Origin of the sequence: Hymenobacter sediminis (assembly GCF_003231285.1) — a bacterium.
GTDB classification, from domain to species: Bacteria; Bacteroidota; Bacteroidia; order Cytophagales; family Hymenobacteraceae; genus Hymenobacter; species Hymenobacter sediminis.
In genome coordinates this window covers 232,848-253,230 of the sequence record NZ_QKNS01000007.1, presented here as the reverse complement: position 1 = coordinate 253,230, position 20,383 = coordinate 232,848, and the positions used below count along the sequence as shown (strand labels likewise).

Here is a 20,383-nt window from a genome sequence, read left to right as displayed (position 1 = left end):
TAGTGGTTTAAGCAACGCTAACTGCTACACCGGTAAACAATAACGGTCCGGTGGTCCTTTAAGAAGCCAATGAACTGATAAGCATTTTCCTGAACAACCCCTTTTGAGAAGGTGCGGTAATAGTCGGCTGGGTGTATGCCTTTGGTAGCAATGGAAAAAGACTCACTCCCTATAAACGAGGAGTCAGATTGAAAATTAGTGCTTGTGAAATGACGATCGGCGCTAACGCTAAGCAATACAGATTCATATTCCTCTGAGCTGACTTCAAATCTGGCGCAGGCTGCATAGTCACCGTGCTGATCCGGGTAGCTCGCGTCTTTGGCGACCACACGTACCGAAGCAGGCACGGGTAAGGAGGTAACCCGGACATATTCCTGCTCATAGAAATCATCGGTCGGGTAAAACGCCGTGTAAACGAAGTAGGCTAAAAGCAGTAAAAGCGTGCTGGGCAGAACCAAAAAGTAACGTGCCGCGCGTAGGCTTACCCGCTTATGCAACCACCGATAGATTGCCCACGCAATACCAAGCGGCAATAGCAGAATTAGTGTAAAAGTGAATAGAATGAGTAATACGATAGACATAGGGAAATATAGCAATCCTACCGGCTCAGCCCCGGAAACAAGGCCCCAATAGCGCTAGCCAGGAAGTTTACGCCAATAGCGAGGGTAATAAAGCCCATGATGCGGGCTAGGGCAGCCATGCCGGGGCGGCCCAGAAAGCGGGTGAGCCGGAGTGAGGACATTAGGATGAGGTAGGCCGCCAAGGCTACCAGCACGAAGCCCAGGAAAATCAGGGCCATGTCTACATAGGTCAGGCGCTCCGTGAACAGGCCGATGCACACGGCCATGGAGCCAGGGCCCGAGAGCATGGGCATGGCCAGGGGCGTAAAGCTGATGTCGTCCTTGTGGCGGCTTTCGTCGAGGGTAGCGTCGGATACTTTGCTGCGGTTGCCGCCGGGCGTGAGCAGATCGAAGGCCGAGCGCATGAGCAGGATGCCACCCGCAATGCGCAAATGATGAATGTTGATGCCAAAGAAATTCAGTACGTATTGGCCCGCGAAAAAGGAAACGGCCAACACCCCAATCATATAGATGCAGGCCCGCAGGGCAATACCGGCCCGGTGCGCTGGCGTGTCCTCCTCCGTCAGGGTCAGGAACACGGGCATGGCACTGAAGGGGTTCACTACGGAGAAAAGGGTAGTAAACGTGGCTAGCAGAATTTCCATAGGCAGGGAGCACAACGGTGGCAGGTAAAGGTACGAGCCTTTGAGAATCAGCAAACAGGGAAAATGCTATGTTTATAGACTCAACCGCACGGCTGAGGGGCCGTAGAATTCTATTCCAGCCAAGCCGGTCCTGTTTTCTTCTGTTCTATCCTTATGCCTACCACGCTTCCCGCTGCTGCTGCAACCGATGTTCCGGCCCCTCACGATACGCCCCTGGTGGGCATTATCATGGGCTCTCAGTCCGATTTAAAGATTATGTCGACGGCGGCCGAACTGCTCCAGCAGTTTGGCATTACCTATGAAATCACGCTCGTTTCGGCCCACCGTACTCCGCACCGACTGGTGGAGTACGCTGAAACGGCCCGCAAGCGCGGCTTGCGCGTGATTATTGCCGGTGGGGGAGGGGCAGCCCATTTGCCCGGTATGATTGCCTCCTTTACCACCTTACCCGTCATCGGGGTGCCCATCAACTCCACTACCTCCTTCCACGGCCTCGACTCCATTCTGTCGATGCTGCAGATGCCAGCAGGCGTGCCCGTGGCCACGGTAGCGCTGGATGGAGCGGCCAATGCGGCTGTGCTGGCTACCCAGATGCTGGCTCTGAACAATGCCCGCCTGGCCGACGTGCTGGAAAAGTACCGGACTTCCTTAAAAGATAAAGTGATGCGCACTATTGAGGAGCTGCGTAAAGGTGGCTTCAACGACGACTAAGCGCTACCTTTCCTACCCCTTTCTCCCACACCTACTCTCTCCCCTTCCGTGCCTGACCTCGACGTACCACTTTGGCTGCAACTTGCGCACGGCCTGACGCTACTATTGGTAGTCCTTTCCTTGGTAGCCACGCTGTTGCCGCTGCTGCGCCAAACAGCCTGGTGGATCCGCATTTTTGACTTTCCTCGCCTGCAGATTGTGGGCGTGCTTGTGCTCATGCTGCTGGTAGGGCTGCTGTTGCGGTGGCATCGACCTGTAGATAATACCTACTGGGGCCCTGGGCTTCTGCTGGCCTTGGCTGCTGCCATTGTCTATCAGATGCTGCGGATTATGCCTTACACCCGCCTGGTTAAAAAGCAGGTTGGTGATAGTACCCACAAGGATGGCCGGCGGCACCTGAGCCTAACCATGATGAACGTACTGCAGTACAACAAGCAGGGCAAAAAAGCCTTGCAGGTATTGCAGGAGGCCGATTCGGACCTGATTATGGCGGTGGAAACCGACTTGTGGTGGCTGGGGCAGCTTAAGCCCCTGGAGGAAACGCACCCCTACACCTGCCACGAGCCTCTGGACAATACCTACGGCTTGCTGTTCTTCTCGCGCCTACCCCTGCATGGCTGCGAAGTGAAGTATCTGCTGGATGACGATGTGCCCTCCATCCATACGCTGGTAGAGCTGCCCGACGGCAAAACCATGGTGCGGGTGTATGGCCTCCACCCCAAGCCCCCAGCACCCGCCGAAGCTAAAACCAGTACTAAGCGTGACGCCGAGCTATTGCTGGTCGGCAAAACCATTGATCAGAAAGACGAGCCGACTATTGTGTTTGGCGATATGAACGATGTAGCCTGGTCGCACACTTCTGAGTTGTTCCGGCGCATCAGCGGCCTGCTTGACCCGCGCGTGGGGCGTGGCCTGCTGCCCACCTTCCACGCCGACTACCCCCTGATGCGCTGGCCCCTGGACCACGTTTTTGTTTCGCCTCACTTTAAGGTCGATGATATGGAGCGCCTGCCCTACGTCGGCTCCGACCATTTCCCCATCTATATCAAGCTGAGCTACGAGCCCCACGATAAGGACGAGCAAGAAGAAAACGCCGAAGAAGCCGACGCCGACGACCACAAGGAAGCGGTAGAAAAAATCCAGGAAGGCTTCGAGGAAGAAGATGAAGAGGAGCAGGAAGAAGCAGCCAACCCTGGGCGCAAGAAAGAACTCACTACCTAAACAAAAAGGCCGAAGCAGCATTGTTTCGGCCTTTTTTGTTAAAGCTCATCGTAGAGCCAAGCCATTTGGCTTCGGCTTACGGCGGGGGGTAGGAGCCGCATAGCCGTGTTACGCAGCTTCGTAAGCAATGGGCTTTCCAGTTGCCCTACCTGCCCCAGATACCAGGAAGTGGTAACAACGCGCGTGGTACGCGACCGGCGGCGCAGCTCAAACCGGCGGAAGGCATGGGCCACGTCGGTGGATTCGGAGAGGCACTGGGCCAGCACAGCAGCATCTTCCACGGCCATACCGGCACCCTGGCCCAAATTGGGGGTAGTGGCGTGCGCAGCATCACCGAGGAGCAAACTTCGGCCAAAGGCAAAATGGGAAAGGGGTTTTACGTCCAGAATGTCGTTCCAGAGCAGTTGCTCGTCGCGGGTGAGAGCCAGCAGTTCAGGTATAGGGGCATGGAAACCGGCAAACTCACGCTGTAAATCCATCGTGCGATAATTCCGAAACTTTGGGTTTTGGGGCTCTGGGCTGTTCAGGCAGGCAAACCAATACACCTGTCCATTGCCCACAGGCACGTAGCCAAACCGCCGGCCCCGCTCGCCCCACGTCTCGCACGATTCGCCTACCGGGAGTTGCAGGCTGCTGGCGTCTACTACAGCCCGCCAGCAGGTGTAGCCCGCGTAGCGTGGCGTAGCAGTTGGTAGCAACTGCCGGCGCACCCCGGAGCGGATGCCATCGGCGGCAATTAGTGCGTCGGCCCGCATGGTGCGGCCATCGGCAAAATGCGCAGTTACACCCCCAGCATCGGTTTCTAGGTGTTCAAAAGGGCAGCCAAGTGTCAAGGTATCCGGCGGCAGACTCTGGAGAAGAATCTGCTGAAGCGCCGCCCGATGAATACCCAGGTTGGGGAAGCCCAAGCGGGTAGTAAATGGAGTAGTGTCGGCGGCTTGCAGCAACCGACCCTGCTGGTCGCGGAGGTCGAGGCGGGTTACGGGCGAGCCGAGGGGTAGGACGGCTGCATCTAGCTGCAGTTGGTGCAGGGCACGCATGGCGTTGGCGCCCAGCACCAAGCCGGCGCCTACCTCGCGCAGCTCTGGGGCCGCTTCAAACACCTGTACGCGGTGACCTTGTTGTAAAAGCGCATGCGCCGTAGTAAGCCCGCCAATGCCCGCCCCAATAATCAGAAAATCAGCCATGCTATCTGTGGGGTTGTTGCCCGCTGTAGTACTCGCCGCTAAGCTCGGGTTTGTTGGGAGATATTATACAAAAAATGCACCTACGGTTCTGTTAGGCGATTTTCGTGTGCAAATATTGACTAACTAGCTTCTCGCATTGGCGTGTTCGAAGCAGTTGCTCTCACTTTCCTCTCTCAGGAGTTATGCCCACCTCTACCTCCTCGCAACCCGTAAAGCTGTACTTCGAAAATTCTGCCGGAAGCCTGTTGGAGCATCCGGGAGGGTACGTGGTGGTACAATACAAGGCTGGCAAGCGCCGGTTCGAGGAGTTGCAAGCCTTTCTCACCAAAGCCAAAGAATTGCTCCAGCAGCGCGGATGGCACAAGCTGCTTGGCGACCAGCGCGAAATGGCCGCCTACACCGAGCAGGAACGCGCCTGGATTACCGAAAACTGGCTGAACAAGCCAGCCTGGTCTGATCAGCCGTACTACGGGGCCATCTTGCTTTCTCACGATGTTTTCGCCCGCCTGTCTATGAACCTGATCATCAACGAAGCACGCGAGTCGGGCTTGGTGTACCGCCTGTTTGAGGAGGAAGCCGCTGCTGTGGCTTGGCTACTTCAACAACCCTAGCAGCTAGTTTCCTTAATCAAACCCAAGGTTGGGGAATAAGGCAAGCTCTGCTTGTCTGTTTGATGGCGCTTTCCCTACCCGCTTTTGCCGCCTAAGCAGAGAGTAGCCTGAAACATTAAGTACATAAAAAAAGCCCGAAGCAGTTTTGCTTCGGGCTTTTTTAGAAATCAGCGCAATCAATTCAATCAGCGCTGATCAGTAATTTATTTGCCTACTTCTTCGTAGTCAACGTCCGTCACGTTGTCGTGGGGCTGGCCTTGCTGGCCGTTGCCGCCGGGCTGACCACCGAAGGGGTTGCCACCGTCAGCACCAGGCTGGCCGTCGGCGCCACCTTGGGTAGCGGCGTACATTTCCTGCGAAGCAGCCTGCCAAGCAGCGTTGATAGCGGCCATGGCGGTGTCAATCTGGCCGAGGTCTTTGCTCTCGTGAGCCTTCTTCAGGTCAGCAAGGGCATTTTCAACGGCCGTTTTGTTGCCGGCGCTCAGCTTGTCGCCGTACTCGTTCAGCTGCTTCTCGGTCTGGAAGATCATCGAGTCAGCTTGGTTAACTTTCTCAATGCGCTCCTTCTCCTGCTTGTCAGCTTCAGCGTTAGCAGCGGCTTCGTTGCGCATACGCTCGATGTCGGCGTCGGTGAGGCCCGACGAGGCTTCGATGCGGATTTTCTGCTCCTTGCCGGTGCCTTTGTCTTTGGCCGAAACGTGCAGAATTCCGTTGGCGTCAATGTCAAAGGTTACTTCGATTTGCGGAACACCACGGGGTGCTGGCGGAATCGAGTCGAGGTGGAAGCGGCCAATGGTGCGGTTCTGCGAAGCCAGCGGACGCTCGCCCTGCAGTACGTGAATCTCTACCGAAGGCTGGTTGTCGGAAGCCGTCGAGAAGGTCTCGGACTTCTTGGTCGGAATGGTCGTGTTCGACTCGATGAGCTTGGTCATCACGCCACCCATCGTTTCGATACCCAGCGAAAGCGGGGTTACGTCGAGCAGTAGTACATCCTTCACTTCACCGGTCAGTACACCACCCTGGATGGCAGCGCCCACGGCTACTACTTCGTCAGGGTTAACGCCCTTCGAAGGCTTCTTGCCGAAGAACTTCTCTACCTCTTCCTGAATGCGGGGGATACGGGTCGAGCCACCTACCAGGATTACTTCGTCGATATCGGAAGTGCTCAGGCCAGCGTCTTGCAGAGCCTTTTTGCAAGGCTCCATCGAGCGGCGCACCAGCGAATCAGCCAACTGCTCGAATTTCGCGCGGCTCAGCTTTACTACCAAGTGTTTCGGGCCCGAAGCGGTAGCCGTTACGTAGGGCAGGTTAATTTCCGTTTCCGTAGAAGACGACAGCTCTACTTTGGCTTTCTCAGCGGCTTCTTTCAGGCGCTGGAGGGCCATAGCATCTTTGCGCAGGTCGAGGCCTTCGTTCTCACTGGCGAACGTTTCAGCCAGGAAGTTGATAATTACTTGGTCGAAGTCGTCGCCACCGAGGTGGGTGTCACCATTGGTGCTCAGTACTTCGAACACGCCATCACCCAGCTCCAGAATCGAGATGTCGAAGGTACCACCACCCAGGTCGTACACGGCAATCTTCTGGTCTTTGTGCTTTTTGTCGAGGCCGTAAGCCAGGGCAGCAGCAGTAGGCTCGTTGATGATGCGCTTCACATCGAGGCCCGCAATGGCACCGGCTTCTTTAGTAGCCTGGCGCTGGGCGTCGTTGAAGTAAGCCGGAACCGTAATAACGGCTTCGGTTACCGTCGTGCCGAGGTAGTCTTCGGCGGTCTGCTTCATTTTCTGCAGAACCATGGCCGAAATTTCCTGGGGCGTGTACTGACGGTCGCCGATTTGTACCGCTACCGTGCTGTTAGAACCGCGCACCAGCTCGTAGGAAACGTGCTTGGCTTCTTCGGTCACTTCGCCGAAGCCGCGGCCCATGAAGCGCTTAATCGACTGGAGCGTATTCTTGGGGTTGGTAATGGCCTGACGTTTGGCGGGGTCACCGACTTTCCGTTCGCCTTTACCGTTATCGAGGAACGCCACGATTGAGGGAGTCGTGCGGCGGCCTTCGCTATTCGGAATTACCACCGGCTCGTTGCCTTCCATTACGGCCACGCACGAGTTGGTGGTGCCGAGGTCAATACCGATTATTTTGCCCATGTGAATGGTTGTATATTAGGAGTTGAGGTGTCAGATACTGGTTGCGAATCACTCGCACCGGGGGAATTACAAGACGCGTACCAGCCAGAAAAATGCCTTTATTTCGTGACAGATTGTCATTTTGGAATATCTCGGGGTATCATTTCGCGACGGTCTGACTTCTACGATAAAACCAGGGGTAGGATATGCTGACAGCCGGGCAGGGTAGTAGAATCTACGCCTACTCAACTTGGAACGGGAGCTATCAAGAAAGTACGCAGCATGTTGTCTGCAGATTGAAATACTAGAGGTTCCACCTTGTCCGCCAGCGTGTGATAAGTCTGAAGCTCTAAGCTTGTATCACCTAGTTCGTTGAACAAATCCAAGTCATTATCTAGTCCCCATTCATAGAAACGCGCTTGACTTGCATCAGCAATGGATACAATTTCCATCGTCGATTCCGATAACATTTTCGCTTCTGCCTTCAACCACAATCGATTCTCGTAGCCACGTACAGGCAAGTGAATATCGAACAAATACTCCGGGTCGATATTCGCTGGTAGGAAGACTTCTAAGAAGTAGGTTAAAATTTCGGTAAGATTCTCTGGCCCTCCAGACCCTATAAACTTATAGTTTTCCACATGCCAAAAGACCCAGTTTGTTGGTGAGCGTTGTTGAGTGCCTTGCATAGGCAGGACAGCCTTTTCAAGACTTGTTTCCTGCAAATCTATCATCACCCACCAGCCCGGATTATCCACGTTTGTTATAGAAATCCCATAAGAGTGCTCCCAATCACCGTTGCAATTAATAGTATACCAGCGCTGAATGCGTTGCAGAAGGTCCATAAGCTAGAAATACAGTTTGGGTGTAGTTGTGAGTGAGCAACAAGGTAAGAATATGGCACAGCTGAAAAATCGAAAGCCCCAACTGAGACAGTTGAGGCTTTCTTGATAATATATCGACTGACCTTACAGCGCCGCCACCAACTCCCGCCAAGCGCTTAGCTCCGGAATACCCGGCTTGCGCTTGCCAAACAGGAGTAGCAGGTTGTTGCCAGCCGCGTCGTAGAGTTCTACACTGGTCACAATGCCATCGGTGGTGGGCTTTTGCACAGCCCAGGCCTGGGCAATGTCGCCTACCTTCAGGTGCAGGTTAAAGTCGGGGTCGAGCACGTTGAGCCAGGGGCCGGTGGGCACAATGCGCTCCGTGGGGCCCGTATGGATCTGGATGCACCCCCGGCTGGCCACAAAAATCATGACGGATAGTTGCTGCTCCGAGGCCAAGCGCAGGGCCCGCTCGATGGCCTGAGTATCCAGTTGGCGCAGCAGTTCTGGTGGTCCCAAGCGCAGAGCCTGGGTGCGCGTAACCCCATAATGACGCAGCAGGCCGAAGAACTCATGAGTATCCGTCATGGCGCGCCAGGCCGCGCGGAAGCCTTCCGCATCAATGGTGGCGTCGTCGGCTTCAACGGCCGACGAGGGGGTAGGGTGGGTGATGAGCGTAGCCGGCTGATGGCTGGCCCGGTATTGCGCTACCAGCGCCTCATACGCTGCCTGGTTGCTTTCTTCCAGCAAGTAGATTTTGTGCACGGCCTCCCCATCGGCGGCGAAAAACTGCAGGCTGCGGCGGCCATTCTCATCCACGGCAAAGCCAAACTGCCAGTGGCTCATGAACAGGCGCAGGTCGATGTCCTCGCCAAGCACCAAGCCCATCTGGCCATTGAATGATACTTTTTGGTATTCCCCCTTACGCTCGTGAACGGCGCTGTCGTTGCGGGTGAGGGCCATCACGCGGCCGAGGCCAGGCACTTGCTTGAGCAGTTCCCGGAAGTCGCCGCTCAGAAAGGTAACGGGCGAGTTGGCCTGACCGGTGCAGCGGGTAGCCAGCAACTCGGCTTCGCTGACGCCTAGGGCGCGGGCCGCGTCGCGGATGCGGCTTTTGGGGTTTTCTTGCTGGTAGGTGAGCCAGCGTTCGGCCAGCGAGAGTGGGGAGGTGAGCGTTTCCATGAGAAAGGAATGGCGTTGGATGAGAAGATGAAAAAGCGCTACACGGCCCGGCGGGGGCAGGGCACAATGAGCGGGCAGCTGAGGTGAGGGTGCGGCAAAAGCTGCACATCAATCTGAAAGCCGCGGTGAATATTCTCGCAGGTGAGCACCTGGGCCGGTGCCCCGTAGGCTACCGGTTGGCCCTGGGCTAACAACAAAATACGGTCGGCGTACTGGGCTGCCAGATTCAGATCGTGCAGCACGGCAATGACGCCGAAACCGCGTAGCACTAAGTCGCGGGCAATATCCAGGGTGTGGTGCTGGTGGTGGAGGTCCAGGCCGGTCAAAGGTTCATCGAGGAGCAGAAAGCCTTGTTGCGCTTCCCACACCTGAGCCAGTACCCGCGCCAGCTGGGCCCGCTGCTGCTCACCGCCCGAAAGCGTGGGGTAGCTGCGAGCTGCCAGCGCGGAGAGGCCTACAGTACTCAGGGCGGCGTCCACAATCCAGTGGTCGTGGGCGGAGGGTTGGCCCTGAAAGTGAGGGTAGCGGCCCATCATGACCAACTCAGCCACCGGAAAGGCCAAAGACAGTGTATGCTGCTGGGTGAGCACGGCCCGTCGCTTAGCCAGGGCCGGGGCAGGACATTCCGCTAAAGGTTGCCCATCGAAGTGCACCGTGCCGTGGGTCGGCGTCAGGTCGCCGCTGAGCAGGCGCAGAAGCGTAGATTTTCCCGCCCCATTGGCCCCCACCACGGCCAATAGCTCGCCGGGGCGGGCCCGAAAGGAAACCTGTTGCAGCAGGGTTTTCCGACCGGTTTGATAGGTTACGTTCTCGACATCAAACATGAGAAATGACAGGAACAGGTTAGAAGTGACGAGTGGGGTAGTGAAGACAGGGGCCAACTGCAAGCGCCTGCTTTGCTTCGGCCTGAAATTGACAGCGTAGTAGAATCCGGAGGCTTTGAGGGAGCGGAACACCCGATGAAGGTTTGAGCAGAAACAGGGGGTAGGGCCCCAACGGGTTCGGCTACCTTGCTGCTTGGCGGCGCTGGCGCAATAAAATCCAGAGAAAAGTTGGGGCACCCAGCAAGGCTGTCAGGATGCCGATAGGAAGCTCCGCCGGGGCCACCAGGGTGCGAGCTAGGGTATCGGCCAGCACCAGTACCACGGCGCCGCCCAGCGCTGAGCCTACCAACACCCGGCGGTTATCGGGGCCAGCCACCAGGCGAATCAGGTGGGGGACAATCAGCCCCAGAAACCCAATGGCTCCCACTACGGCTACACTTGCACCCACTGCCAACGTTGATAAGCCGATTAGCTGATGCTTGAGCCGGGCCACGGGCAGACCCAGGTGGGCAGCTTGGTCCTCACCCAGGGCCAGCAGATTCAGTGGTTTACCGAGGGTAGGCAGCCACAACAGGGGTAGGACCAGAAATGGCAGCAACCGCAGCACCGTGGGCCAGGAGGCGCCGCCCAGGCTCCCAAGCCCCCAGAACGTAATACTGCGCAGTTGCTCGTCGGTGGCTACGTAGGTAAGCAACCCTGTGAAAGCACCGGCCAGCGCATTAATGGCAATGCCTACCAGCAACATAGAAGCTACCACCGTGCGCCCGCCCTCCCGCGAAATGCGGTACACCAGAAACGTGGTGGCGCAGGCTCCGGCAAATGCTACCACCGGCAGCAGATAAAACCCCAAAGCCTCCCGGATGGCTGCTAAACCGGCAAACACGGCCAGCAGCTTTACCTCCAGCACAATGGTAGCTACCGCAGCCAATGAAGCACCCGACGAAATGCCAATCAAGCCTGCATCGGCCAGGGGGTTGCGGAACAGGCCTTGCATGCTGGCACCGGCCAAGCCTAAACCCGCACCAACCAGCACCCCCAGGCACACCCGCGGCAGCCGAATGGCCCAAAGCACGGCTTCCTGCTGCGGCTCAAATGCCAGCCCAAAGGTCAGCCCTGCTTTATGCAGCATGATGCCCAGCAGAGCCGGCACCGGAATAGCTACGGCCCCTACTCCGGCCCCTACCAGCACGGCACCCAGCAGCAACACCACCAGTACAGGCACGAGCAGGCGCTGGCGCTTCGAGGCGGCTAGCCGAAACACGCCAGGTTTGGGGGGAGCGGATAGGGTAGGCGCAGGTGGCGCTTGCGTGAGAGTTGTCATCGGGAAGGCATTACTTCAGCTTGCTGGCCAGCTCCGTGGTGGCCTGGCCCAGGCGCGGCCCGAAGCCCGTGAGCAGTTGCCCATCCATTTCCACTACCCGACCTGTGCGGCCCGCCGTGGTTTGGGCTACCCCCGGAATCTGGAGCAAGCCGGTTTTGCCGCCCAGGCTCTGCAAGCCACTATCGAAAAGCAAGAGCACGTCGGGGTTGGCTGCTACCAGGGCTTCGGCGGTCAGGGGCTTGAAGTCGGAGAAGCCAGTGGCGGCATTGCGGGCACCGGCCAGCTGCATCACTTTTTCCACCGAAGTGCCTTGGCCCGCTACCATTAGCGTGCCTGCGCCCCGGGCATAAATAAAGAGCACTTTCGGCGCGGCGGCCGGCTTTTTCACTTTCGCTAAATCAGCATCCAGCTTAGCCGTTACGGCGGGCACCTGAGCCGTTGCCCCGAAGGAGGCCGCCACTTCTTTGATGAGCTGCTTGGTACCGGCCACTGAGTAGTCTTGCTTGAATAGCTGCACCGTGATGCCGGCGGCTTTCAGTTGGGCGGCCACTTCCGGCTTCAATGATTCCGTGGTGCCCACCACCAGCGTGGGGTTCAGAGCCAGCACACCCTCGGCCGAAATATTGCGGTTATGGCCCACTTTGGGCAGCTTCGTCAGGGCTTCGGGGTAGGTACTGGTCACATCAACGCCCACCAGTTGAGGCTGACGGCCGAGGGCGCAAATAATTTCGCTGATGGTGCCGTTAAGCGACACAATGCGCGGAGAAGCAGGTGCGGCCGAAGCAGCGCGGCCGGACAGCAATAGAGCCAATACCAATGCAGCCCGCAGGAAAGAAAACAGGTTTGTCATAAGAAGCAAAAGGAAAAGTTGTGCCGACAGCGGGCGACCCGGCGAGCCGCTAGCCCCGCAGGCCCGGTGGTCCGGGTCACCCGCGCCGGACTTATTTCAGGTTGGTGCTGCCGTCGGGCTGGTACACGTAGCGAAAGGTGTAGTAGCCCCGGGGTTCGGTTCCGGTCGGGGAAGCCGGCGCATCCTTGTAGTAGCTCACAATTTCCAGCTTGGCGTACTTGCCGGTGGCCGTGCGCAGCAAAATCACCTTGCCCGCAATCGGCGACACGACGTGGGTGGTGGAGTTATAGTTGTACCAGCCCTTGCCCGAGCCCGTAGGAATAGCGTAGGCGGTGCGCGAGTCCACGTTGTAGCCCGTAGCGGGTGCCGCGGTTATTTCAGAAAACAACCCGTCCTGCACGATGGCGCCGCCCTGCCCGGGGCCGCTGCTGCCCCCATTCACGAGGATGGTAGTAGTGCGCACGGCAATGTCCCACTTGGTCGTGGCCGAATCGGTGTAGGGCACCTCGCTCTTGGTAGCCAGGTTGTAGAAGGCGTAGTGGCGGGGCGTGGCGGGCTGCCCGGTGGGAGGGGTGGTAGTGGAAGCCGGAGTCGGACCCAGGTTGCTGGCCATTTCGGTTTTCAGCGCCTCGGCGGGCTTTACCTCGTTATCGTCGTTGTCATCGTTGGAGCAGGCGCTGAGGGTAAGGACCGCGCCCGACAGGGTTAGCAACGCGAAGCGGGAGAACAGCTGGTTCATACGGAAAGAAGATGAAGGAATGAGGAGATGAAGTGATAAGCAGGAAAGGCTACCTCGGGCCCAGGGCCACCGTCAGGCTGGCGTAGTACAGGCGGCCGGGTACGGTGCTGAGGTAGGCCGGGTCAGTGTAGTTCAGCACGTTATCAAGGCCGGCTTGCAGGGTGTAGCGCTGGCGGAAGGTTTTGGCCGCCGACACATTCCAGAGCCAGTACCCCGCTACATATTCGTTGCCGGTATCCAGAATCAGGTTGCCGTTGCGGTCCTGAAAGCCATAGCGCCCCCGGTACACCCCACGCACACTCCCCGACCAGCCCGTGGCTTGGTTGTCGTAGAAAAGCTTCACGTTGGCCATGTGGCGGGAGCGGTTAAACAAGCCCCCGTAGTCAGCCACTTTCAGCCGGGTAGTTTCCAGCGTTTCCGGGTCGCGACGGTAGATGGAGCCGTTTTTCAGCTGGGTCACCACGTTACGGTCCTTCGCCACCAGGTATTGGTAGCCGGCACTCAGGGTTAAGTGGGCACTTAGCAGGTAGCGGGCATCGGTTTCCAGCCCCTGCGTGTAGGCCCGGCTCACGTTGCGGTAGGAGTACACCGACTGCCCATTGGTTTTCTGGGCCACGGCGGCGGTTTCAATCAGGTCGCGCAGGTCGTTGTGGAAAAGGTTGGCCGTCAGGCGAAGTTTCGGGGTAGGGTCGAGTTGCAGACCAGCGTTATAGGCCCGGGAGCTTTCGGCCGTGAGGCTGCTGGCCTGCTCCAGCAGGGGCGCATTGATAAGTGGTTGCCCCGTGGCTGGGTCCAGAGCCAGTTGGCCCTGGGCCGCTAGCTGGGCTACTTTTTCCCGCACCTGATGGGTGCCGAACACACTGTAGCCCACGGCCGGGTTAGAGAAGTTGAGGTAAAGCTGACGGAAATCAGGAGCCCGGAAGCCGCGCCCCGCTGAGGCCCGCACGGCCAGCCACGGCCGAAGCTGGTAGCGCCCCGAGAGCTTCGGGCTGAGTTGCCCTTGGTACTGGCTGTGGCCGTCGTAGCGCACCCCGGCCACCAGGTTCAGGCCGGGCAGCGGGCTCCAGTCATCCTGCAGATAGCAGTAGGCCGAGCGCATCTGCTGGCGTTGGTCGTAGCGAGTGGCTTCCACGGTTTCCCAGAGGTAGCCCGTTCCTACCGTAAGCGTGTGTTTAGGGTGCAGGCGCCAGTCGAGTTGGGCTTCCGGACGGGTGAAGGTCTGGTGGAAATAGCTGGCGTCGTAGGGCGTGCCGTCGGCAGTATAGGTGTAGTCTTCCTTAGTGCGGTAGCCGGCGTGGTAGAAGCGTAGCGTACCGAAAAGCTTATCGGAGAAGCAGCGCGTAACCGATGGGTTCAGACTGGATTCCTGCTGACGGGCCTTCAAGCGAACCTGGGCTACTTGTCCGCCTTCAGTAGTAATCGGCAAGTTGCTGGCCTGGTCTTCAATGAAGTAGCGCCCCGAAACGCTGAAGGTGGTTTTGTCGTCGAGCTGGTAGGAAAGGCGACTCTGGCCGGTGTAGTTCGTGAAGGGAGGCACGGTAGCCTGCCCGCTGGCGGGCTGCAAGGTGTAGCCGGCGGAGCTGTAGCGGTTACCAAATACGGTCAGGCCTAGCTGGTTGTGCCGGTAATTGAAGGTGCCGCCCACATCAGCAGTGCGGTTGGCACCGTAGCGCAAGCGCACCTCGCCGCGGGTACCATGCTGGGGCTTCTGGGTGATGATGTTTACTACCCCCGCCAGCGCCTCAGACCCCCATAAGGCCGAAGCCGGGCCCTTTACCACTTCTACCCGCTCAATGTTGCCCACGGCCACCCGCGAGAGTTCCAGGGTGCCCGCCGTGCGCCCAATCAGCGGTTCGCCATCTACCAGAATCAGCGTGTACTCCGGGTTAAGGCCCTGCATCTGCACACCGCGGCCGTGGTCGGCCACTACGTTAAGGCCGGTTTGCTCCCCCAGTACCTCCGTTAGGCGCACAGCGCCCATCGCCTGAATTTGCTGTCGGCTAACCACGGTCACCGGAATGGGTACTTCCGTCAGGGCCTTTTCGGTGCGGGTGGCCGTTACTACCACCTCCCGTAGCCGCAAGTGCTGGGTGCTGGTATCAGCCGGGGCAGGCCGCTGCTGGGCTATTCCCAGCCCTGGGCTTACCACCAGAACCAACAAGAAAGCTGAGGAAGAGAAGCGGTGCATTTGCCAGGGTTAGCAGCAGCCATCCGGTAATGCAAAGGGCATTAGGTAGGTTGCTATTGTTTAGAAATGTTCTAAACAGTGGCAAACGTATAGAGAGTCAAGTGACGTGCAAACCTTATTTAGAATTAATTCAAATAAAGTTGAGATTGTTAGGAATGCTTTTCTACCTTCGCCTCACTGCTGACTTTCTAGCCTCTTATTCAGGATTTGCGAATTCTGAATTCTTCCTTCCTCAAGTATGCGCAAGCACCACGGAATGCGGCCGCAGGACGTCGTTTTGCTGCTGAAAATCAGTTTACTGGAAAAACTTAACTGGCAAGGTAAAGCCTTGGCAGCGGCGTTAGGGCTTAGCCCGGCCGAAGTATCCGACGCGCTACGCCGCTGTCAGTTTGCCCGACTGCTGCACCCTGAACACCGCACTATTAACCGGCCGCGGCTGCTACGCTTCCTTGTACACGGCCTACCGTGCGTGTTTCCCGTTGAGCTAGGTCCGCATCAGCACGGCCTGCCTATTTTACTCCCAAAGCAGAGCGGACTTGCTACCCCCGAAACCTACGTGTGGCCGACCGCCGATGGCCCAGCCTGGGGGGCTACCATTGAGCCCTTGTACCCCGGGGCCGTACTGGCTGCCCGTCAGGACCCGGCCTTGCACGAACTGCTCACTCTGACGGAGGTGCTGCGGCTAGATAACCCCATGCTACGCACCAGCGCTAAGCAGCAGCTACAGGAACGGCTTTTGGTAAGCGAAGCAGGGTAGCGAAGCCAAGCTAAGCAGAGTTTTCTGCCCAAGGCACGCACAACAGCAACTACCCGCATACTGTCAACCAGCTGGCGTGAATGGTAAAGTGCGGATGATAGTAGAACCACCTGTCATCCTTAGCTAAGCGCACGATGGCAGGTGATTGGCGGGGAAAAGCATTAGAGTCCACCAACAGCGAGTATAGGGCAGCCTCGTCCTATACGGCGTCGAACCCGCATTCCTATACGCCCGAGGCCACCCAGCCCTGGAAGCGCATGTACGTAGTGTGCCAGTTGCGCACCAGCCAGAGCACGGCTTCTACAAATTGGCGATTGTCGCGCCCCCGCCCACCGCTGGTACCCGCCTGAACCGCCCATTGTGCCCATTGTGCGTCCGTCAACAGCTGGTCGATAACGTAAGATAACCACTGTTAACACGCTGGTATATTTACCTTTATGCTGTCTCCTCTGTTGAAAATGAGGACATAGAAAGGGCTTCCTCACAGAAGAGGTAGATAGACCTGCACATCGAACAGCTCCGTTGTGCTGGCTTTGCCGCGCAGGGCTTGTCCGCCTAGCGCCGTAAACTGAAATTCTGGCTGCTCCCCCAACTGTTGACGTAAGGCGGCTGAAATCAGGAAACGGCTGCCAAGGCTATTGCACTGGGCCTGAATGCGCGCCGTGGTGTTGAGCACGTCGCCATGGTAGACTACCTCCCGATGCTGCGTACCGACGAGTACGGTCGTCACAACGCCGCCGTGCGCCCCGGCCTTGAACGCGGGCACCACGCCGTACGCGTCTTGGTAGGCCTCGTGCCGCGCATTAATGGCCCGCTGCATCTCGAAAAAGCACTGCAGGCAACTGGCATACTGCCGCCCCGTCGCGGCGGGCCAGCTGACCACGACTTCATCGCCCACGTACTGGTACACTTCCCCGCGGGAAGCCGCAATGGCCGGGCTCACGTCCCGGAAAAAGTCGCATACGAGGCGGCTGTAGCGGTCATTGCCAAGTAGCTCGGCCAAGTGCGTCGAGTCTTTCAGATCGACGAAGAGAAAAATGCGCTCTTCGGTTTCCGGCTGCTGATAACGCCCACGTAGCAGATCCTGTAGCCGGCGGCGGCTCATTCCCTGTAGTAATTGTCGTAGCAGGGTAGTCACCAAGACCGTTAGAGCATAGACAAGCGGGACTAGTAATACCCGTCGCCACGGTTCAGCAGGGGCGCTGCCTGGCTCCGTCCAGAGGTGAGGGAGTGCCAAATAGTGCGCGATGAGGTGAAAACCACCGTAGAGCAGCAGTAGTAATAGGCCATGCCCGACACCTTGCAGGGCCGTGGCCAAGCGCAAGGGTAGGCGTTGCACCAGCGCGGGAAACACGAGGACCTCAAGTACGCCCAGCGCCCAGCCGATGGGCAGCCCGATTAGGGCCAGAGGCAATAGGGCCCGCGTCGGCACCCATAGCAGCAGGGCCAGGGCGAGCAGGACCCCGACGAACGCGCCTCCAATACTGCCAATAGTTTGCAGCACATGCCGGCGGGCGGCCCAAAACCGGGCAGCACGCGCCGCAGAAACCTGACTAGAAGAGGACATGCACGAGGAGGATACCCACTGCACACACGCAGCGGTCTGCTGAATAAGGAAGGGGCTCGTGACGTAGGGTAAACACGGCCACGTTTAGTTGATAGTAAAAGCGCAGAAGTTGACGAGGTGGGCAGTTGGCGATGCAACGCCTCGTTCTCGTTAGCACCTGGTAGTTTTATGGTGTTCCGTCAATTCGGTTGGCGTGAGGCCAAATGCCTTTTTGAAAGCAAAAGAAAAGTGCGACAGGTTTTCAAACCCAACTTCTAAATATACCTCTGAGGGGCGCATTTCTTTCTGTGATATGAGATAGTGCGCTTGTTCCAGGCGCTTATGCTGCAGCCACTTTTCCGGCGTCGTATCAAATATTTTTTTAAAATCTCTTTTGAAGGTAGATAAGCTGCGCCCCGCCAATTTAGCAAACGATATCAATGGAATGTTGTACTTAAAATTATGATTCATGTACGTTTCCAAATCTATCTTATGTGGCTCCTGAAAATCAAATAAAAATTTTCGGTAGACATCACCTGTCTGAAGCAATAGTTCAATTGCTTCATAGGTTTTAAGCTCCGCAATTTTTGCATTCAATCTTTTCGGATGATCGATATATGGCAAAAGAGAATCAAAAAAACCTTTCAAGAACGCATTGCTGGTTAGATCAAGCATTGCGCTGCCCTTGTACGCACTTTGCTTCGGAATACTATTTTCAGTTGCGTAATGGCGTAAGGTTTCTTGATCAAGAAACAGGCTGATTAACGAAGGCGGCTCTCCATTCGGCCCAGCTTGTTTTCTTTTTTTAAATAATTCATTCCGACGCATCAAGCAGATGGTGCCTTCTCTCATAACAAACGAACCCTCGTTTGAGAAGTACTGCGACTCGCCGGACAACATGATGCCTAGCGCGTGGTCTGGGAAGTAATGCTCACTACTTTGTATTTTCTGGTGACCACGCGCGTAGAGAATATTATGTTGCAGAAAGACGTTGTTCATGGTGCATTATTTTATTTGACTCATGATCAATTTATCCATCTGCTTGTCAGATAAAATTCTTTTCAACCCTAGCAAAACCAGAGAGGCTAGTTGCGAAGTCGTATATCTTGCTTTTGGGCTTTTTGCTTCAATTCCCTTCCTAACAAGTTCCGCTATTACAACAGGTTCCGCCACATTCTTCGCTAGTCGGGTAAATAAAGCATGGGTTTTAGACGTCAGGTCTTTGTACGCCGTGTTTCCCGATACTTTTAGAAGGATATCCGTTGCCACGGTTCCCCATTCCGATCGGGTGGCCCCCGGCTCCACCACGATTACATCAATACCAAACTCCTTCACTTCATTGCGTAGGCTGTCGCTCAACGCTTCCAAGGCAAATTTGCTGGCGTGATACCACCCCCCTAGTGGAAACGCAATCTTACCGCCCACTGAGGAAATATTTACAATCTTACCGTATCGGTTTTCGCGCATTTTCGGCAATACCAGTTGGGCCAACCGCATGGCTCCGAATACATTCACTTCTAATTGATAGCGGGCGTCTTGCATCGGAAGATCTTCGATGGCCCCTTCTAACCCAAAGCCGGCATTGTTGACCAAAATATCAATGCTTCCTTCTGCTGCGAAAATTTGATTCACGCACGTCACCACGCTCTCCTCTTTGGTTACATCCAGCGCAACGGGGATGATACCATAGCTTTTCAGATCCAGCATGTTGTCTGTTCTGCGCGCTCCCCCATACACCGTATAGCCATGTTGGGCAAGATATATGACCGTTGCCTTACCAATTCCAGCAGAAGCACCCGTAACTAAGGCTGTCTTTTTCATGTGTTTACCAGTTGGGTTGTGTAATATTTACATGACAAAGGTACCAGCAGGGTTAGGGGAGCTGTTTTGTTGAAACGTCCAAGTTTGTGTGCTGAAAAGGTCACATCAGGGGAATCGTTTGCTTGGCTTGAACTATCTGTTGGAAATGCGTGCGCCCAGAGCTTTGTGCCGGTTCTTGATGCTTAGCTGGTGTCGCAGCTCCAGGAAATACTCTTCCTGGTTCCCCTGCTTAGAGAGGAGCTAGCTGCTGGCTATTGCAAGTGTGCAACAATGGCCGCACTTACTGCTTATGCGTTGTAGGTAGCTCAGGTAGGCGTTCTAATGCCTGCGCAACGGTATGTTGCCATAGCTGCTTGTGTTTCCACCAATAGGGCTCGTGGCCGGAACTGGGGAAATCCTGCCGTTGCTTGGGGCCACGCAGGGCAGCATAAATAGCGTCCGTTTCCGGTCGGGTTACGCGCGGGTCGGCTTCGCCCCACATGAGCAGGGTAGGAGTAGTGATGCGAGCGGCGTACTGGGTAGCATCGAGGTCAAAGGCCCAGAATTTATTTTCTACTCCGCCCCAGAACACGAGCAGGTTGGCCATCGGGAAGGGCGGGACGTGCATGGAGCGGAAGCGGCTCTGGGCGGTTTCGAGCATTGAACCGTAGGGGCACTCCAGTAGGTTGGCCGTGGGGCGCACGCCCAACTCGGCTTCGGCCCGCAGAGTGGCTACCGCGCCCATGGAGTTGGCGTAGATGAACACGGGCCCCGGCCGCCGCTGCAGCCAGTGCACCACGGCCGCCACATCGGCCGCTTCGTGGTGGCCTACGGTACAGATGTTGCCCTCAGAGCCACCGTTGCCCGCAAAATCTGTCAGCACAACGCTGTAGCCCAGGCGGCGGAAGTAGCTGGCCTCGGTGAGCAGTTTTGCTTTCGAGCTGGTATAGCCATGAAATAGCGCCACCGTGCCGCGCGCGTTCGAGACCTCGCCACGCCACACCTCCAGCCGCCCATTGGGGCTTTCGATGTAGGTAGTGACGTAGGGAAAATCGGGGGTGGCTTGGTTAACGGGCTTGGGATTTTTGATGCCCGTGAGCAACACCCACAGCTTTTGCGGAAGCGTCAGCTGTTCGGGGTTATCGGTATGGGTACCCACTTCGGTAGTGAAGTGCGTAAACCGCCAGGCATGGAAAGCAGCTACCCCGTTCAGCAGCACAAAGGCTATGGCAGCCAGTGCAGCTACCCACCGCAGTTTCCGGGCGCGGAGCATA

The 20,383-nt window shown here is 57.0% G+C and carries 20 protein-coding genes; 4 read left to right on the top strand and 16 right to left on the bottom strand.

The window, feature by feature from the left end; genetic code table 11:
- Window positions 1-17: 17 nt before the first annotated feature.
- Entirely contained in the window at window positions 18-581 is a 564-nt protein-coding gene (locus DNI29_RS18650; RefSeq protein ID WP_110979641.1) for a hypothetical protein, read from the bottom strand.
- A 17-nt stretch (window positions 582-598) separates the two neighbouring features.
- A complete protein-coding gene (locus tag DNI29_RS18645; RefSeq protein ID WP_110979768.1) occupies window positions 599-1,225 on the bottom strand; it encodes a MarC family protein in 627 nt (208 codons plus the stop codon).
- 153 nt (window positions 1,226-1,378) lie between these two features.
- Between DNI29_RS18645 and purE the strand changes: the two genes are divergently transcribed.
- Entirely contained in the window at window positions 1,379-1,936 is a 558-nt protein-coding gene (gene purE, locus DNI29_RS18640) for a 5-(carboxyamino)imidazole ribonucleotide mutase (RefSeq protein ID WP_110979640.1), read from the top strand.
- Between the two features lie 48 nt (window positions 1,937-1,984).
- Window positions 1,985-3,157 carry an endonuclease/exonuclease/phosphatase family protein gene (locus DNI29_RS18635; RefSeq protein WP_202910525.1) on the top strand — a complete coding sequence of 391 codons (1,173 nt, stop codon included), beginning with the start codon at window positions 1,985-1,987 and terminating at the stop codon, window positions 3,155-3,157.
- A gap of 38 nt (window positions 3,158-3,195) precedes the next feature.
- On the opposite strand, the gene DNI29_RS18630 is transcribed toward DNI29_RS18635, so the two are convergent.
- A complete protein-coding gene (locus DNI29_RS18630) occupies window positions 3,196-4,344 on the bottom strand; it encodes an FAD-dependent monooxygenase (protein WP_110979639.1) in 1,149 nt (382 codons plus the stop codon).
- Window positions 4,345-4,526: 182 nt separating this feature from the next.
- Between DNI29_RS18630 and DNI29_RS18625 the strand changes: the two genes are divergently transcribed.
- Entirely contained in the window at window positions 4,527-4,955 is a 429-nt protein-coding gene (locus tag DNI29_RS18625; RefSeq protein ID WP_110979638.1) for a hypothetical protein, read from the top strand.
- A gap of 203 nt (window positions 4,956-5,158) precedes the next feature.
- Here DNI29_RS18625 and dnaK read toward each other — a convergent pair whose 3' ends face one another.
- From dnaK to DNI29_RS18585, 8 genes are all read right to left on the bottom strand, one after another.
- Window positions 5,159-7,099 carry a molecular chaperone DnaK gene (gene dnaK, locus DNI29_RS18620; protein ID WP_110979637.1) on the bottom strand — a complete coding sequence of 647 codons (1,941 nt, stop codon included), beginning with the start codon at window positions 7,097-7,099 and terminating at the stop codon, window positions 5,159-5,161.
- Between the two features lie 224 nt (window positions 7,100-7,323).
- Entirely contained in the window at window positions 7,324-7,923 is a 600-nt protein-coding gene (locus tag DNI29_RS18615; protein ID WP_110979636.1) for an immunity 53 family protein, read from the bottom strand.
- A 123-nt stretch (window positions 7,924-8,046) separates the two neighbouring features.
- Window positions 8,047-9,084, bottom strand: a complete 1,038-nt coding sequence (locus DNI29_RS18610) for a hemin-degrading factor (RefSeq protein ID WP_110979635.1) — start codon at window positions 9,082-9,084, stop codon at window positions 8,047-8,049.
- Between the two features lie 38 nt (window positions 9,085-9,122).
- A complete protein-coding gene (locus DNI29_RS18605) occupies window positions 9,123-9,908 on the bottom strand; it encodes a heme ABC transporter ATP-binding protein (RefSeq protein WP_110979634.1) in 786 nt (261 codons plus the stop codon).
- Window positions 9,909-10,089: 181 nt separating this feature from the next.
- Entirely contained in the window at window positions 10,090-11,229 is a 1,140-nt protein-coding gene (locus tag DNI29_RS18600) for a FecCD family ABC transporter permease (protein WP_110979633.1), read from the bottom strand.
- 10 nt (window positions 11,230-11,239) lie between these two features.
- Entirely contained in the window at window positions 11,240-12,079 is an 840-nt protein-coding gene (locus DNI29_RS18595) for a heme/hemin ABC transporter substrate-binding protein (RefSeq protein WP_110979632.1), read from the bottom strand.
- A 91-nt stretch (window positions 12,080-12,170) separates the two neighbouring features.
- The gene (locus tag DNI29_RS18590; RefSeq protein ID WP_110979631.1) at window positions 12,171-12,818 is read right to left on the bottom strand and encodes an HmuY family protein; all 648 of its coding nucleotides are present in this window, start codon (window positions 12,816-12,818) and stop codon (window positions 12,171-12,173) included.
- A gap of 49 nt (window positions 12,819-12,867) precedes the next feature.
- Window positions 12,868-15,006 (bottom strand): TonB-dependent receptor plug domain-containing protein, encoded by a 2,139-nt coding sequence (locus DNI29_RS18585; protein ID WP_110979630.1) that lies wholly within the window; start codon window positions 15,004-15,006, stop codon window positions 12,868-12,870.
- Between the two features lie 238 nt (window positions 15,007-15,244).
- On the opposite strand from DNI29_RS18585, the gene DNI29_RS18580 reads away from it, so the two are divergent.
- Window positions 15,245-15,763, top strand: a complete 519-nt coding sequence (locus tag DNI29_RS18580) for a hypothetical protein (protein ID WP_110979629.1) — start codon at window positions 15,245-15,247, stop codon at window positions 15,761-15,763.
- 223 nt (window positions 15,764-15,986) lie between these two features.
- On the opposite strand, the gene DNI29_RS24240 is transcribed toward DNI29_RS18580, so the two are convergent.
- The 5 genes from DNI29_RS24240 to DNI29_RS18560 all read right to left on the bottom strand — a co-directional run bounded on the left by DNI29_RS24240 (window position 15,987) and on the right by DNI29_RS18560 (window position 20,382).
- Entirely contained in the window at window positions 15,987-16,145 is a 159-nt protein-coding gene (locus DNI29_RS24240; protein WP_123823318.1) for a transposase, read from the bottom strand.
- A 99-nt stretch (window positions 16,146-16,244) separates the two neighbouring features.
- Window positions 16,245-17,330, bottom strand: a complete 1,086-nt coding sequence (locus DNI29_RS18575; protein WP_110979628.1) for an adenylate/guanylate cyclase domain-containing protein — start codon at window positions 17,328-17,330, stop codon at window positions 16,245-16,247.
- Between the two features lie 150 nt (window positions 17,331-17,480).
- Window positions 17,481-18,308 (bottom strand): helix-turn-helix domain-containing protein, encoded by an 828-nt coding sequence (locus DNI29_RS18570; RefSeq protein ID WP_110979627.1) that lies wholly within the window; start codon window positions 18,306-18,308, stop codon window positions 17,481-17,483.
- A 6-nt stretch (window positions 18,309-18,314) separates the two neighbouring features.
- Window positions 18,315-19,130, bottom strand: a complete 816-nt coding sequence (locus DNI29_RS18565) for an oxidoreductase (RefSeq protein WP_110979626.1) — start codon at window positions 19,128-19,130, stop codon at window positions 18,315-18,317.
- Window positions 19,131-19,410: 280 nt separating this feature from the next.
- Window positions 19,411-20,382 (bottom strand): alpha/beta hydrolase, encoded by a 972-nt coding sequence (locus DNI29_RS18560; RefSeq protein ID WP_110979625.1) that lies wholly within the window; start codon window positions 20,380-20,382, stop codon window positions 19,411-19,413.
- Between the last annotated feature and the right edge of the window lies 1 nt (window position 20,383).